Genomic DNA, 13,979 nt, shown 5'->3' with positions numbered 1-13,979 from the left:
TCGACCCATCTCACATTCTTTGAAGGCGGCTCAGGATCTCGTCCAGAGCCGCACGACCCGGCGCGGGCGTGTTCTGGTCACGCAACGCCGAATCCGCCGGATCCACCCAGCGCCACAGCTCGGCACCGAACAGATGGATTCCGGCATTTTCCAGCGCCCGCCGGTTCTTGCTGACCCGCAGTCCGGCGGACAATTGGAACTCCTTGGCCAGCAGCGGGCGCAGATGCCGATCCCAGTCGGCGCGGTTTCCGTCGGCGCGATCGACGAGCATTTCGGCGCGGGCATGCCAGTGGCGCAGCATTTCGGCGGGCCCGTTCTCCATCTCGTCGACGAGTTCCTTCTCCTTCTTCTCCGGGCGCAGCAGCACCCAGACGAAACAGCACAGCGCGATCGCCACCGGCACTCCCGCGGCGATCAGCATGAATTCCCGGGCCCGCAGGTAGGCCGCGACTTCGAAAACGGCGACGGCGAGGATCGCGGTCACCACTATCCAGGGACGGGTCATCCGGCCACCGTCCCATCGGGCAGATATACCGCTTGATCAGGCGGTTCATCATCGGCAGTGCCGACTGTCGATGTTCCTTGGAGATCGGACAACACCACGCGCAGCAACTGTTCGGCACGCATCCGCTGCCATTCCAGCATGGCGTGCGGGCTGAACCGCGCCTCCTCGAACAACGCGACCAGCTCGCGGGCGGCGGCATCGTGCAGGGCACCGTGCTCGAAGGCCCGGGCCAGCACTTCCATCGGGGTGTCGGAGGCCAGCGGCGCGGCGGCGCGGGCGTAGGCGAGTCCCCGTTCCATCGCCAGATAGCAGGCGATGATCGCGGTGCGCGGGTCCTGGCCGGGGACGTTCATCGCGGCCAGCCCCATCTCGGCGGCCTTCACCAGGGACAGGGTCTCGGCACGCAACTGCTCGTCGGTGACGCCCGTGGTCTCTTCGGATCCGGGTTTACGCTCCCGGCGCTGGGTGTTCACGGTGACGACCACCAGACCTGTTACCGCCACGGCCACCAAGGTCCCGGCGGCGGCGGTGGCCAGGATGAGCCCGGTACCGGTTAGCACCGGCTCGTCTTCCTCCATACCGGGCGGTACAGCGGGCGAGGCGGGCTGTTCGGAACGCTGCTCCGGTGCCGCCGGAATCTGCTCGCCGGGGCGCTGGAACCCGAGGAAATAGACGGCGAAAACCGTCGCCGCCAGCACGCCGGCGACGGCCAGCACGAACAGCACAATCAGCCCGAAGCGCCCCAGCCGCCAGTTCTGTTCGGATTCGTCGGCGTCCAGGTCGGGCATGGCCAGCGGCAACCGGTGCTGGCTGGCGATGACCCCGGCCAGCAGCACCACGATCGAGACCGTGAGCAGCACGGGCATGAGGACGACCGACAGCACCGCGGAGGCGCCACCGGCGTTTTCCGCCGTATTTTCCGGCATCCCCGGAATATGTCCGCGCAGCGCGACGACAGCGCAGAACAGCAGCGCGAACACCGCCACAATGCGCGCGATCAGCGCCCGCGACCCGGCCAAAACTTCGACTCCACCATGTGTACTGCCAAGAACTGCCACATATTTACATGCCGGACGGCCGGTCCGGGAGTGATTCGAGAATATGAAATGGTGAGTTTTTCATCATTACCAGCCCCTTGCCGGCAAACCTACTGCCCATTGAGCAATCGCCAGTTATATCTTGTTCCCGACTGTGAAAACTCACAAGTCGGCGGGTGCACCGGAAACGGGCCCGCGAAACGGGGAGCCACGACCCTCAACTCGATCGATACGCAATCGAGAGGCCGTGCGCGCCGACCGGCGTCGCACGTCCATCAGGATTGACGAGAACTCGGCCTGGCGAGGCCTCGACGCGCGCGTGGCCACCGGTCACCGGTCGAGCAAATATTCAGGCCGGCCGGGTGCGGTTCTCCTGGAACGATCTATATCGGCCACGGGCCACATGGCCGGCGATTGCCCCGGCCCGCGCCGGACGGCGCCTACGCCGCCGGCTCCGGAGGAACAATCGAACCGGAATAGCGCCTTCGGCCGGAGCCGGCGTGTGCACCGCGATACCGCCCGACTGGGGGCCGAACCCTCGCTCCGGTTCAGCTCAGGGGCGGATCCCGCACCGTTGACCCACCGCCGGTACCGGGCGACCTCGTGTATTCGCTCCGGCCGCCCGGTACCGGTTCAGGCGGCGTGGTCGGCGCTGAGCACCAAACCCGAGGTCGGCACCCCGGTACCGGCGGTGACCAGTACGTTCTCCACATTCTCGACCTGATTCACCGAGGTTCCGCGCAATTGCCGGACCCCTTCGGCGATACCGTTCATCCCGTGGATATACGCCTCACCCAATTGTCCGCCGTGGGTGTTGATCGGTAGCTTTCCACCGATTTCGATCGCCCCGTTCGCGATGAAATCCTTCGCCTCACCGCGGCCGCAGAATCCCAGTTCCTCGAGCTGCATGAGCACAAAAGGAGTGAAGTGGTCGTACAGAATTGCGGTCTGGATATCGTCGGGACGTAAACCGCTCTGTTCCCACAGCTGGTCACCGACGAGCCCCATTTCCGGGAGCCCGGTGAGCGCATCGCGGTAGTAGCTGGTCATCACGTATTGGTCGGCCCCGCTGCCCTGGGCGGCAGCGGTGATCACGGCGGACGGATTGGGCAGGTCGCGGGCCCGTTCCACACTGGTCACCACGATCGCGACCCCGCCGTCGGATTCCTGGCAGCAATCGAGCAGATGCAGCGGTTCGGCAATCCAGCGCGACCTCTGGTGGTCCTCTAGGGTGATCGGCTTGTTGTAGAAGAAGGCGTTCGGATTCACCGCGGCGTGTTTGCGGTCGGCGACGGCGATCTTCCCGAAGTCGGCACTCGTCGCGCCGTAGACGTGCATGTACCGGCGCGCCACCATCGCGACCTGCGCGGCAGGTGTGCCCAGGCCGTGCGGATACGACCACCCGGCGTCGATCCCGGAGGAGGTCGGCGCCGCGGCCAGCGAGGTGGAGAACTGGCCGAAACGCGATACCGAGCGTTCGTTGAATGCCCGGTAGGCCACCACCACATCCGCGACACCGGTGGCCACCGCCATCGCTGCCTGCTGCACGGTGGCGCAGGCCGCGCCGCCGCCGTAGCCGATATGGCTGAAGAACTTCAGCTGTGGAATTCCCGTGGCCCGCGCGACCGCGACCTGAAGGTTCGTATCCATCGTGAAGGTGGTCAGGCCGTCGACATCGGCCGGGGTGAGCCCGGCGTCGGCGAGTGCGGCGGTCACCGCTTCCGCGGCCAGCCGCAGTTCGCTGCGACCGGATTCCTTCGAGAAATCGGTGGCGCCGATACCCGCGATGGCGGCCCGGCCGGACAGTGGATGATCCGAGTTGCTCATTCCGTACCTCCGCCGCAGCGCGCGATATCGATGACGACCTTCGCGACGATGTGGTCGCCGAGGCTGTCCTTGCCGATCACCTCGAGGTTCACCTCGGAGCCCGCGCGCGCGGTCACCTTTCCGGTGAGTGTCAGGGTGTCGTAGGCGTAGAGCGGAACCCCGAGTCGCAGCGATATGGATTTCACCACGGTGCTCGGGCCCGCCCAATCGGTGACGAACCGCTGCACCAGGCCGGTATCGGTGAGGATATTGACGAAGATATCCTTCGAACCGCGCTCGATCGCCTTGTCCCGGTCGTGGTGCACATCCTGGAAGTCCCGGGTGGCCAGGGCCGTGCTGATCACGAACGTCGGGTCGGCGTGGATCGACAGTTCGGGCAGTTCGGTGCCCACCGCGATCGCCGCCGGATCGAATGTTGTGGTCACGGGATCACCTTCCAGAACGGCAGCACCGTATCGTCGTCCAGCTTTTCGAAATCGGCGACAACGGGCAGTCCCACCTCGACTTCGCCGGGTTCGATACCGCGCAGTTCGCCCAGCATCCGCACCCCTTCCTCGAGTTCCACCAGCGCGACCACGAAGGGCAGATCACGGCCGGGGACCTTGGGGGCATGGTGCACGACGAAACTGAACACGGTGCCCTTGCCGGAGGAGACGACGTAGTCGACCGGTTCGGTCTTGTCCTGCCAGATCGCGGGAACAGGTGGGTGGCGCAGCGTGCCGTCGGGCAGCTTCTGGATACGCAACTCGCCGGTTTTCGCGCCTTCCCAGAAGAATTCGGTGTCCTGGGAGACCAGCGGCCGGACGCGATCGGCGGCCGACGGCTTGGGGGGCGCACCGGTACCGGGCGCAAATTTCAGGATGCGGAACAGCATTTCGGTGACGAGTTCGTCGCCGACATACCAGCTGGTGCGGTAGGTGAGGAAGAACCCTTCCCCGAGCCCGGTTTTCTTCGGGCCAACGATGCTGTCCAGCGCGCTGGTGATGTTCACCTCTTCGCCGGGCCGCAGGTAGCGGTGGTAGATCTGCTCGCAGTTGGTGCCGACCACCGAGGTGTAGCCCGCGGAATCCAGCAGGGCGTTGGTGGCCTCCATGGGGTCGTCGGCCGGGCGGCGGCCGCCCAGGCCCAGCATGGTCCACACCTGGGCCATGGCCGGCGGGGCGACGATCCCGTCGAACCCGGCCGCCTTCGCGGCGGCCTCGTCGACGTACACCGGGTTGGTATCGCCCAGGGCCTCCACCCAGTTGTTGATCATCGGCTGGTTCACCGGGTCCCGGCCGAGCCGGGGCGCGCTGGCGCCGGCCGCCATGATCTTCTCCGCGGCCGCGGTGATCTCTTCCGGCGTACTGATATCCGGCAAGGAACTGCTCCTTAGGGATAGAGGGTGGGGCACTGGTTCCGGCCGAACCCGGTCAACGTGGGACCCGGGGCAGTTTCAGGCCCGCGGAGGCGACGAGTTCGCGCATGACCTCGTTGACGCCGCCGCCGAAGGTCACCACCAGGTTCTGTTTGGTGCGCCGGTCCAGCCAGCCCAGCAGTTCCGCGGTGTCCGGATCGGCGGGGTCGCCGAAGCGGCCCACGATCTCTTCTGCCAGCCGACCGGCTTCCTGCAGCGATTCGGTGGAGAAGATCTTGGTCGCCGAAGCATCCGCGATGACCTGCGACTGATCGGTGTCCGGATCTTCCGCGGTGGCCGCCACCTGCCAGTTCAGCAGTTCGTTGAGCCGGGTCATGGCGTGGATGCGGCCCAGCGCACGCTGCGCCTCGGGTTCGTCGAGGATCGACCGCGGCTTCGCCCAATCACGGACCTTGTCGTAGAGCTGTTCGATCTTGCCGGACGGCCCCAGGCTGACCCGCTCGTGATTGAGCTGGGTGGTGATCAGCCGCCAGCCCTTGTTCTCCTCCCCCACCAGCATGCTCGCCGGAACCCGGACATCGTCGAAGTAGGTGGCGTTGGTGTGATGCGCGCCGTCGGCGGTGATGATCGGCGTCCAGGAATAGCCCGGATCAGAGGTATCGGCGATCAGGATGGTGATCCCGCGATGCCGCGATTCCACCGAACCGGTGCGGCAGGCCAGCCAGATGTAATCGGCTTCGTGCGCGCCGGTGGTGAAGATCTTCTGGCCGTTGACCACCCAGTCGCCGGAATCGTTCTTGACCGCACTCGTCCGCAACGCGGCGAGATCGGTGCCCGCTTCCGGTTCGGAGTATCCGATGGCGAAATGGATGTCGCCGGAAAGGATCCCGGGCAGGAACTTCTCTTTCTGCTCCTGCGTGCCGAACTTCTGCAGGGTCGGGCCGACGGTCAGCAGAGTGACCAGCGGCAGCGGGACATCGGCGCGGGAGGCCTCGTTGTAGAAGATCTGTTGTTCGACCGGGCCGTATCCGTGCCCGCCGTACTCCTTCGGCCAGCCGACACCGAGCCAGCCGTCGTGGCCCATCCGGCGGACCACGGCGCGATAGGCGTCGCCGTGCCGGTTCACCAACATTTCGGCGGACTCTTCCGGAGTGACGAGATCGGCGAAATAGGCGCGCAGATCGTCACGAAGTTTGCGTTGTTCGCTGGTCAGATCGATGAACACCCTGCCCCCAATCGTTCGAGCCGCAGTGCGGCGCCGCCCAGCCAGCGGGCGAGGTCCTTGGACTGTGAGTAATAGCGGTGCATGGAGTGGGTGACATCCACTCCGATACCGCCGTGCAGGTGATGACATTTCTGCATGGCGCGCGGCAATTCCGCGGCCACGGTATAGGCCAGCACGTTCAGATCGTCGTCGATCCGCTGCTGCTGTTCGGGGCTCGGAGCATTCTGCCCGAGCGCCCAGTTCGCGGAAACCGCCGCGACGTGCAGGGTACGCGAGACCACGTACAGGTCCGCGATCTGCTGGGCGACGGCCTGGAACTCGGCCAGTGGCCGGTTGAACTGCTGCCGGGTACCCACGTGCGCGGCAGTCAGTTTCACCGCACCGGACAGCAGTCCGTCGGCGACGGCGCCGATGGCGGCGAGTACGACTCGGTGCAGCCGCGGGCCCGCATCGGCGAGCAACCGGTCGGCCGGAATCTCCACTCCGTCCAGTTTCACCGAGAATTCGGGGAGCCCGCCGGAGACCGGGGAGGGCGCCAGCGACAGGCCGGCCGCCTTCGCATCGACGACGGCGACTCCGGATTCCGTGGTGACCAGCAGCCAGCGGGCCTGATCCGCGCACGGCACCGCGACCTTGTATCCGGTGATCCGCACGGTATCGCCGGAGAGCTCCGCCTTGGTGGTGGGCTCGGTGGTCAGCGGCGCACCGGGCTCGCTGATGGCAGCGGTGAGTACCGCGCCCTCGGCGACCGCCGGGAACACCTCCGCCGCCACACTCTCCGGTACCGCACCCAGCAGGGGCAGGACACCGAAACCCAGGGTGGGCAGCGCGGGCGCGGCCACCGCGTCGGTGGCCAGTTCGGTCAGCAGTACCGATACCGCATCGGTACCCATATCGTCGCCGCCGAACCGTTCCGGTAGCGCTACCGACAGCAGTCCGGTCGCGGCCAGTTCGGGCCACAGCGCGCTGTCACGGGCTGCCTGTCGCTCCAGGAGTCCGACGACGACCTCGGCCACCGCCTCCTGAGCTTCGTCTCGGGTGAAGTCCACGTTCTGCTCTCCAGTCGTCGCACGAACTAGCCGGCCGCGTCGCGGGGCAAGCCCAGGATCCGCTCGGCGGCCACGGTCAACAGGATCTGCTCGGTTCCGCCCGCAATCGACAGACAGCGGGTGAGCAGGAATTCCGAGGTGTCCTCGGTCGTTCGCGCACCGGCCGGGCCGGCCACCTGTACCGCGAACTCGGCGACCGCCTGCCGGTGCCGTACGCCCACCAATTTGCGCACACTGCTCTGCGCGCTCGGATCGGCGCCGGCCAGGATCCGCACCGCTGCACGCTGTTCCAGCAGCAGTCCGGCGATCGCGTCGGCGACGAAACCGCCCAGCCGGTCGTTGGTCAGTTCCGAACCGCGCCCGGTGGCCGGCAGTTTGGTGATCAGTTCCTCCAGCGCGGGCCCGATACCGTTGCCGCTCATGGCGACCCGTTCCGCCGACAGCGTGGAGCGGGCGATCTTCCAGCCGTTGCCCAGCGCGCCGACCACACAGTCGTCCGGTACGAACACCTCGTCGAGGAACACTTCGCTGAACCGTGCCTCGCCGGTGATCTGCACCAGCGGCCGGATATCGATCCCGGCACTGCGCATATCGACCAGGAAGTAGCTGATGCCCTTGTGTTTCGGTGCGGCCGGATCGGTGCGGGCCAGGCAGATCGCCCAGTTCGCTTCCTTCGCCAGCGAGGTCCACACCTTCTGGCCGCGCAGGATCCAGCCGCCCTCGGTGCGTTCGGCGCTGGTGCGCAGCGCGGCGAGATCGGAACCGGCGCCGGGTTCGCTGAACAGCTGGCACCAGACCACTTCGCCGCGCAAGGTCGGCCAGGCGAAACGTTCGATCTGCTCGGGTGTTCCGTGCTGCAGCAGGGTCGGGATCGCCCAGCCGCCGATGGTCAGATCGGGGACCGTCAGACCCGCGCGGCGCAGCTCCTCGGAGATCACCAGACCGGTCATCGGGTCGGCGGCGCGACCGTAGGGCTCGGGCCAGTGCGGCATGATCATGCCTGCCTCGGCCAGCGCGGTGCGCTGTTCGCCGGCCGGCAGGGCAGCGATCCGGGCCACTTCGGTGGCGAGTTCGTCGGTGACGGCGCCGGTATCGGTGCCGCCCACGGCGGCCGCATCGGCGAACACGCGATCGGCACCGGTGGTGCGCCGCCGGCCGGCGCGGGTCAGTTCGGTGACCCGGCTACGCCAGTAGGACCCGCCACCGAGCAACTGGCGAAGTGCTACCGCCCGGCGCAGGTACAGGTGCGCGTCGTGCTCCCAGGTGAACCCGATTCCGCCGAGCACCTGAATGCAATCCTTGGCGGTTTCCACCGCGGCGTCGAGGCCGATGGATGCCGCAATCGCGGCGGCGATGGGCAGTTCGGCAGCACCGGTGTCCACCGCGGCGGCGGCATCGGCGGCCACTGCCCGGATGAGTTCGGTCCGGCACAGCATCCAGGCGCAGATATGTTTCACGGCCTGGAACGAGCCGATGCTGCGGCCGAACTGTTCGCGGACCTTCGCATATTCGACGGCGGTGGACAGGCACCAGCCGGTCACTCCCGCGAGTTCGGCCACGGCCAGCGCGACCAGCAGATCTTCGACCGCGTAGGCAGGCGCGAACAGCGCCGCGGCATCCACCCGCACATCGGTGCAGCGCACCCGGGCCAGCGGGCTCGCCAGGTCGAGTGATTCCAGTGGTTCCAGGTGTAGCCCGGTCGTATCCGGCGGCAGCAGGCACCAGCGCCGTCCGTCCGGGGTGTCGACCGGTAGCAGCACCGCAGTACCGGATTCGGCGCCGAGCACCGTTTCCCAGGTTCCGCTGAGCAGGTCCGCGTCACCGGACGGCCGAAGCTGCGGCACGAACGAACCCGCGGCGGGTTCCCCCTCCTCGGCGACGACCGTATCCAGCGCGATCCCGCAGGGCTGATCCTCCGGCAGCGCACCGGCCGTCACGTAGCCGGCCACCGCGGTTGTCAGCACGGGGCCGCCGACCAGGTCGTGCGCCGCCTGTTCGAGGAAAACGGCCAGATCGGTCACCGATCCGCCCGCACCTCCCGCCTCCTCGGCCACCGCTACTTGGAAGATTCCGAGCTCGGTCAGCGTTGGCCAGTACGAACGCCAGAAGCCGGTGGTCCCGGCCCGCATTGTTGCAATCGGTTGCGCCGCTGCGGCCCACCCGTTCATCGACTGTTGAACGGCTTTATGCTCGTCAGTGGTGGCGATGGTCACAGTCCATACCGCCTTTCCGGCGTGACTCCCACACCTAGAACATGTTCTAATATCCACGGCGGGCGGAAGTCAAGACACGATCCCACCGGCCGCGCTCGCGCTCGACCACGTCACGGAAAGGACTCCCCTCCATGGCCAGCCCCTCCCGTTCCCGGCCCAGCGATTCGGACGCGGCCTCGGTCGCGCCCGTCACCACGCTGCGGGAGGACGAACTGAGTTCGGCGGCTCAGCGGGAGCGACGCAAGCGGATTCTGGACGCAACCCTGGCCCTCGCCTCGAAGGGCGGCTACGACGCGGTGCAGATGCGGGCCGTCGCCGAACGCGCCGATGTCGCGGTGGGCACCCTGTACCGGTACTTCCCGTCCAAGGTGCACTTACTGGTCTCGGCTCTGGCCCGGGAATTCGAGCAGTTCGAGGGCAAGCGCAAACCGCTGGCCGGCAAATCGCCGGAGGAGCGGATGCATGTACTGCTCTCCCAGATCACCCGCATGATGCAGCGCGACCCACTGCTCACCGAAGCGATGACCCGTGCGTTCATGTTCGCCGACGCGTCCGCGGCCGCCGAGGTGGACCGGGTCGGCAAGGTGATGGACCGGGTGTTCGCCCGCGCCATGAACGACGGCGACCCCACCGAACGCCAGCTCGCCATCGCCCGTGTCATCAGCGATGTATGGCTGTCGAACCTGGTTGCCTGGCTCACGCGCCGGGCCTCGGCGACCGATGTGTCCGAACGTCTCGAATTGACCGTCGACCTGCTGCTCGGCGACCGCTCCTGACCGGCTGACCTCGCTTTACCCGCAACGGCCGAAACCCCCACCGGGTCGTACCCGCGGCTACCATGATCCGTGTGGGCTTCGCAGGCGACCGCCCGCACTTCCCGCCGAATCGGACGGGCGATGATGACACAGTATTGTCATGCGCGCCCCCTCTTAACGAAAACTCCGATCAATAGGTTGGATGCGTGAGCGCACAGGATCTGCCACTGGAACTCCGCCGAGCGCTGGCGACAGTCGCGCGCGTGCCTCGGCTGCTGGTCGCATCGGACTACGACGGGACTCTCGCGCCCATCGTCTCCGATCCGTCCAAGGCGTACCCGCACGGTGAGTCCGTCCGGGCCTTACGCGCGCTGGCCGGGCTCACCGGCACCACGGCCGCGGTCATCTCCGGCCGCGCCCTACGCGACCTCGCCGCACTGTCCCGGCTGCCGGTGGAAGTGCAGTTGATCGGCAGCCACGGCTCGGAATTCGACGTGGGTTTCGTCCACGCCATCGACAACGACGCCAGGCAGCTGCTGCGCGAAGTGGTCACGGCTCTGAGCAAGATCGCCGCGGAGAACATCGGCGCCTCCGTGGAGGTCAAACCTGCCAGCGTCGCGTTGCATGTGCGCAACGCGGCACCGGAGGTGGGGCGGCGTGCGCTCGACCAGGCCCGGCAGGGGCCGGCGTCCTGGGTCGGTGTCCAGGTGACCGAGGGCAAGGCCGTTATCGAACTCGCGGTCGTCGCCACGGACAAGGGTTCCGCGCTGAGCACCGTGCGGCATCAGGAAAGCGCCTCGGCCGCGGTCTTCTTCGGTGACGACGTCACCGACGAGAAAGCCTTCCGGGTCCTGTCCGGCCCCGATATCGGTATCAAGGTCGGCGACGGCGAATCACTGGCCAAGTACCGCGTGGACAGCACCGAGGCGGTCTCGCACGCACTGGCCTACCTGCTGGAGGAGCGCCGGACCTGGCTGGCGGGTGCCAGCGCGCCGCCGATCGAACGTCTGAGCATGCTCGCCAGCCCGCGCTCGGTGGCACTGCTCACCCCGGACGCGACAGTGACCTGGTTCTGCCATCCCGAACCGGATTCCGCGGCGGTATTCGCGCATCTGCTGGGCGGCCTCGACGCCGGACTTTTCTCGATCACCCCGCAACGACCCGGCCTGCCGCTCTCACAGCGGTACATCGACAGCACCATGACCGTGGAGACCCGCTGGGCGAAACTGTCGGTCGTCGATTACCTCCCCCACGATGTGGACCCCGACCGGACCGACCTCACCCGCGTGATCACCGGCACCACCTCGGCCCAGGTGACCTTCGGCCCCCGGCCCGAATTCGGCCAGGTGCCGGTATCCATCGAGGTGGAACGCGACGGGCTGCGAGTATGGGGCACCAACGACCCGGTGGTACTGCGCTCCCCCGGTGTCGCCTGGGAGATCCACAGCGATGGCGTGCACGATTCGGCGACCGCCGTCGTGGACCCGTCACAAGGCCCGGTCATCCTGGAACTCCGGTGCGGGTCGAGCGATCTCGGCCCTGCCCCGACCAGCGAACCGGAACGCCGCCGGATGGCCGAGCTGTACTGGTCGGAATGGGCGCGGACACTGGATCTGCCGACGCTGAAACCGGACCTGATGAAACGCTCCGCGCTCACCCTGCGCGGCCTGGTACACGCCCCATCCGGCTCCATCCTTGCGGCGGCCACCACCTCGCTGCCCGAGGATATCGGCGGCGTACGCAACTGGGACTACCGCTATTGCTGGTTGCGCGATGCCGCGTTGACCGCGAGCGCACTGGTCTCGCTGGGTTCCCTGGGTGAAGCCGAGCAGTATCTCGACTGGGTACATCGGGTGCTGGAAACCCTGCCGGGCCCCGAGCGGCTGCACCCGCTGTACACCATCTACGGCGAAACGCTGCCCCCGGAAGCCGTGATCGATCAGCTGCCCGGCTACGCCGGATCGCGTCCGGTTCGCGTGGGCAACGCGGCGAATATGCAGGTTCAGCTGGACGTCTTCGGTCCCATCGTGGACTTGATCACCAGCCTCGCCCATGCCCGGGAGAAGCAGGGCATCACCGATCCCCGCAAAGTCCTGCCGGACGCGGATTGGGAACTGGTACACGCGATGGTGTCGGCGGTACAGCGCCGCTGGACCGAACCCGACCACGGTATCTGGGAGATCCGCGGCAACCCACGCCACCACGTGTACTCGAAGGTGATGGGCTGGCTCACGGTGGATCGCGCGCTTACGCTCGCCGAGAAGTTCGACCGTCCGGTCGACGCCGACTGGCTGCCGTTGCGCGAAACCATCGCCGACGAAGTGAAGGTGAAAGGCTGGAACGACGAGGTCCAGTCCTACACGGCAGCCTACGACGGCACCGATCTCGACGCGGCGACGCTGCATATCGGGCTCAGCGGCCTGATCGATCCCGCCGATCCCCGGTTCGCGGCGACGGTTGTCGCCACGGAAGCCGAGCTGCGCAGCGGTTCCACCGTCTACCGGTATCACCACGACGACGGGCTGCCCGGCGGCGAAGGCGGGTTCCACCTCTGCGCTGCCTGGCTGGTGGAGGCCTATCTGCTGATCGGTAAACGGTCCGACGCCGAGGCGTTGTTCGCGCAGCTGGTGGACGTGGCGGGTCCGACGGGCCTGCTCAGCGAGGAGTACGACCCGGTCGCCGAGCGCTCCCTGGGCAACCATCCCCAGGCGTACAGCCATCTGGGCCTGCTCCGCTGCGCGCAGTTGCTGGGCGCCTGAGCGGGTAAGGCGGTGCACCCGGCCCGTAACGGCGGCGCGAACCCGCCGCTATGGGCCGATCAGCCCGCGCCCGGCCTCCGCGGCGGAGCACCACGGGTGGATAGCCGCATGGAAGGCGCCGGACACGGCCGATGGACACTGGACGGTCGGTTCGGAGGTGATAGGACCTCCTGCTAAAGTAAAACGGAAACGATTTCCATTAACCTCTTTGGTAGGTACGCCGTGTCACTGAAATCTGCCCGTAGCGCCTTACTGCTCACTATCGGTGTGGCGACGGCCTCGGCGCTCACTGCCTGCGGTACCACCGGAGACGATTCGGGCAAACCCCAGGTGGTCGCATCTACCAATGTATGGGCAGATATCGCGAGCACGGTGGCCGGGCCGGACGCGGAAGTTTCGGCAATCATCTCCGATCCGGCCGCGGACCCGCATTCCCACGAAACCTCCGCGGCCGAATCCGCCCAGATCAGCGACGCCGATCTGGTGGTGTACAACGGCGGCCACTACGACGAGTTCATGGCCAAGGCAATCGAGGGCCGCGGACAACGCGCCGTCGAGGCCGTCGCGACCCGCGACAGCGCGATCCGCAACGATACGAACGAGCACGTCTGGTACGACATGGAAACCGTCGCGCTGGTAGCCGAGCAGATCGGCACGGCTCTCGGCGAGCTCGATCCGGAGCATGCGCAGGGGTATTCCGACCGGGCCGCGGAGTTCACCGGCCGGCTCGACGCGGTCACCACCCTCACCGACCGGACCGCCGGCGCACACCCGGGCACGCCGGTACTGCAGACCGAGCCGCTGGCGTACTACCTGCTCCAGGACGCCGGTACCGTCGACCGGACTCCGCGTGAGTACCAGGAAGCTATCGAGCAGGAAACCGATCCCGCGCCCGCAGCCGTCGCCGCGACCCGCGATCTGGTCACCGGCCGGCAGATCGACGTACTGATCTACAACGTCCAGACCGAGGACAAGGTCAGCCAGGATCTGCGGGCGGCAGCCGACGCGGCCGGCATCCCGGTGGTCGAAGTCACCGAGACACTGCCCCCGGGCCTCGATTTCGTGGAATGGCAGACTCGCAACGCCGAAGCACTGGCCGACGCCGTCGGCTGACCCCGGTCCCGAGAGCGACGAACGGATGCAACCGATGAGCGAAACCGCGCCGGCACACGGTCGCGGCACACCATCCGGCGCCGAGGCGGCCGCCGCGGAGACGAGCGCGGCAGGCCACGGTGCAGCCACGACCGGTAAC

The 13,979-nt window shown here is 67.3% G+C and carries 11 protein-coding genes; 3 read left to right on the top strand and 8 right to left on the bottom strand.

The features are described from left to right. Positions 1 to 10: 10 nt before the first annotated feature. The 8 genes from NFL01S_RS05750 to NFL01S_RS05715 form a co-directional block, all read right to left on the bottom strand. Positions 11 to 505 carry a hypothetical protein gene (locus tag NFL01S_RS05750; protein ID WP_062972117.1) on the bottom strand — a complete coding sequence of 165 codons (495 nt, stop codon included), beginning with the start codon at positions 503 to 505 and terminating at the stop codon, positions 11 to 13. Further along, complete coding sequence (locus tag NFL01S_RS05745) at positions 502 to 1,524, bottom strand: DUF4129 domain-containing protein (RefSeq protein WP_063915862.1); 1,023 nt, start codon at positions 1,522 to 1,524, stop codon at positions 502 to 504. Before NFL01S_RS05745 ends, NFL01S_RS05750 begins: the two co-directional genes overlap by 4 nt. Before the next feature lie 651 nt (positions 1,525 to 2,175). Further along, the gene (locus tag NFL01S_RS05740) at positions 2,176 to 3,369 is read right to left on the bottom strand and encodes a lipid-transfer protein (RefSeq protein ID WP_062972115.1); all 1,194 of its coding nucleotides are present in this window, start codon (positions 3,367 to 3,369) and stop codon (positions 2,176 to 2,178) included. Further along, positions 3,366 to 3,794 carry a MaoC family dehydratase gene (locus NFL01S_RS05735; protein ID WP_033243993.1) on the bottom strand — a complete coding sequence of 143 codons (429 nt, stop codon included), beginning with the start codon at positions 3,792 to 3,794 and terminating at the stop codon, positions 3,366 to 3,368. Before NFL01S_RS05735 ends, NFL01S_RS05740 begins: the two co-directional genes overlap by 4 nt. Beyond that, positions 3,791 to 4,678: a bifunctional MaoC family dehydratase N-terminal/OB-fold nucleic acid binding domain-containing protein gene (locus tag NFL01S_RS05730; RefSeq protein WP_062972487.1), complete on the bottom strand. Its 888-nt coding sequence runs from the start codon at positions 4,676 to 4,678 to the stop codon at positions 3,791 to 3,793. The genes NFL01S_RS05735 and NFL01S_RS05730 overlap by 4 nt, the downstream gene beginning before the upstream one ends. Before the next feature lie 103 nt (positions 4,679 to 4,781). Then, the gene (locus tag NFL01S_RS05725) at positions 4,782 to 5,951 is read right to left on the bottom strand and encodes an acyl-CoA dehydrogenase family protein (RefSeq protein ID WP_062972113.1); all 1,170 of its coding nucleotides are present in this window, start codon (positions 5,949 to 5,951) and stop codon (positions 4,782 to 4,784) included. Further along, entirely contained in the window at positions 5,936 to 7,000 is a 1,065-nt protein-coding gene (locus NFL01S_RS05720) for an acyl-CoA dehydrogenase family protein (protein ID WP_062972111.1), read from the bottom strand. Before NFL01S_RS05720 ends, NFL01S_RS05725 begins: the two co-directional genes overlap by 16 nt. Positions 7,001 to 7,026: 26 nt before the next feature. Further along, positions 7,027 to 9,213, bottom strand: a complete 2,187-nt coding sequence (locus NFL01S_RS05715; protein WP_062972109.1) for an acyl-CoA dehydrogenase family protein — start codon at positions 9,211 to 9,213, stop codon at positions 7,027 to 7,029. Between the two features lie 131 nt (positions 9,214 to 9,344). On the opposite strand from NFL01S_RS05715, the gene kstR reads away from it, so the two are divergent. From kstR to NFL01S_RS05700, 3 genes are all read left to right on the top strand, one after another. Then, a complete protein-coding gene (gene kstR / locus NFL01S_RS05710; protein WP_062972106.1) occupies positions 9,345 to 9,989 on the top strand; it encodes a cholesterol catabolism transcriptional regulator KstR in 645 nt (214 codons plus the stop codon). 185 nt (positions 9,990 to 10,174) lie between these two features. Continuing rightward, positions 10,175 to 12,727, top strand: coding sequence for a trehalose-phosphatase (gene otsB / locus NFL01S_RS05705; RefSeq protein WP_062972099.1), 2,553 nt, complete (start codon positions 10,175 to 10,177; stop codon positions 12,725 to 12,727). A gap of 222 nt (positions 12,728 to 12,949) precedes the next feature. Beyond that, positions 12,950 to 13,840, top strand: a complete 891-nt coding sequence (locus tag NFL01S_RS05700) for a metal ABC transporter solute-binding protein, Zn/Mn family (protein ID WP_062972096.1) — start codon at positions 12,950 to 12,952, stop codon at positions 13,838 to 13,840. The last annotated feature ends 139 nt before the right edge of the window (positions 13,841 to 13,979 follow it).

The sequence above is a fragment of the Nocardia flavorosea NBRC 108225 genome (assembly GCF_001613385.1).
Taxonomy (GTDB): Bacteria; Actinomycetota; Actinomycetes; order Mycobacteriales; family Mycobacteriaceae; genus Nocardia; species Nocardia flavorosea.
The sequence above is the reverse complement of the archived record's forward strand: the minus strand, read 5'-3'. Positions and strand labels throughout refer to the sequence as shown.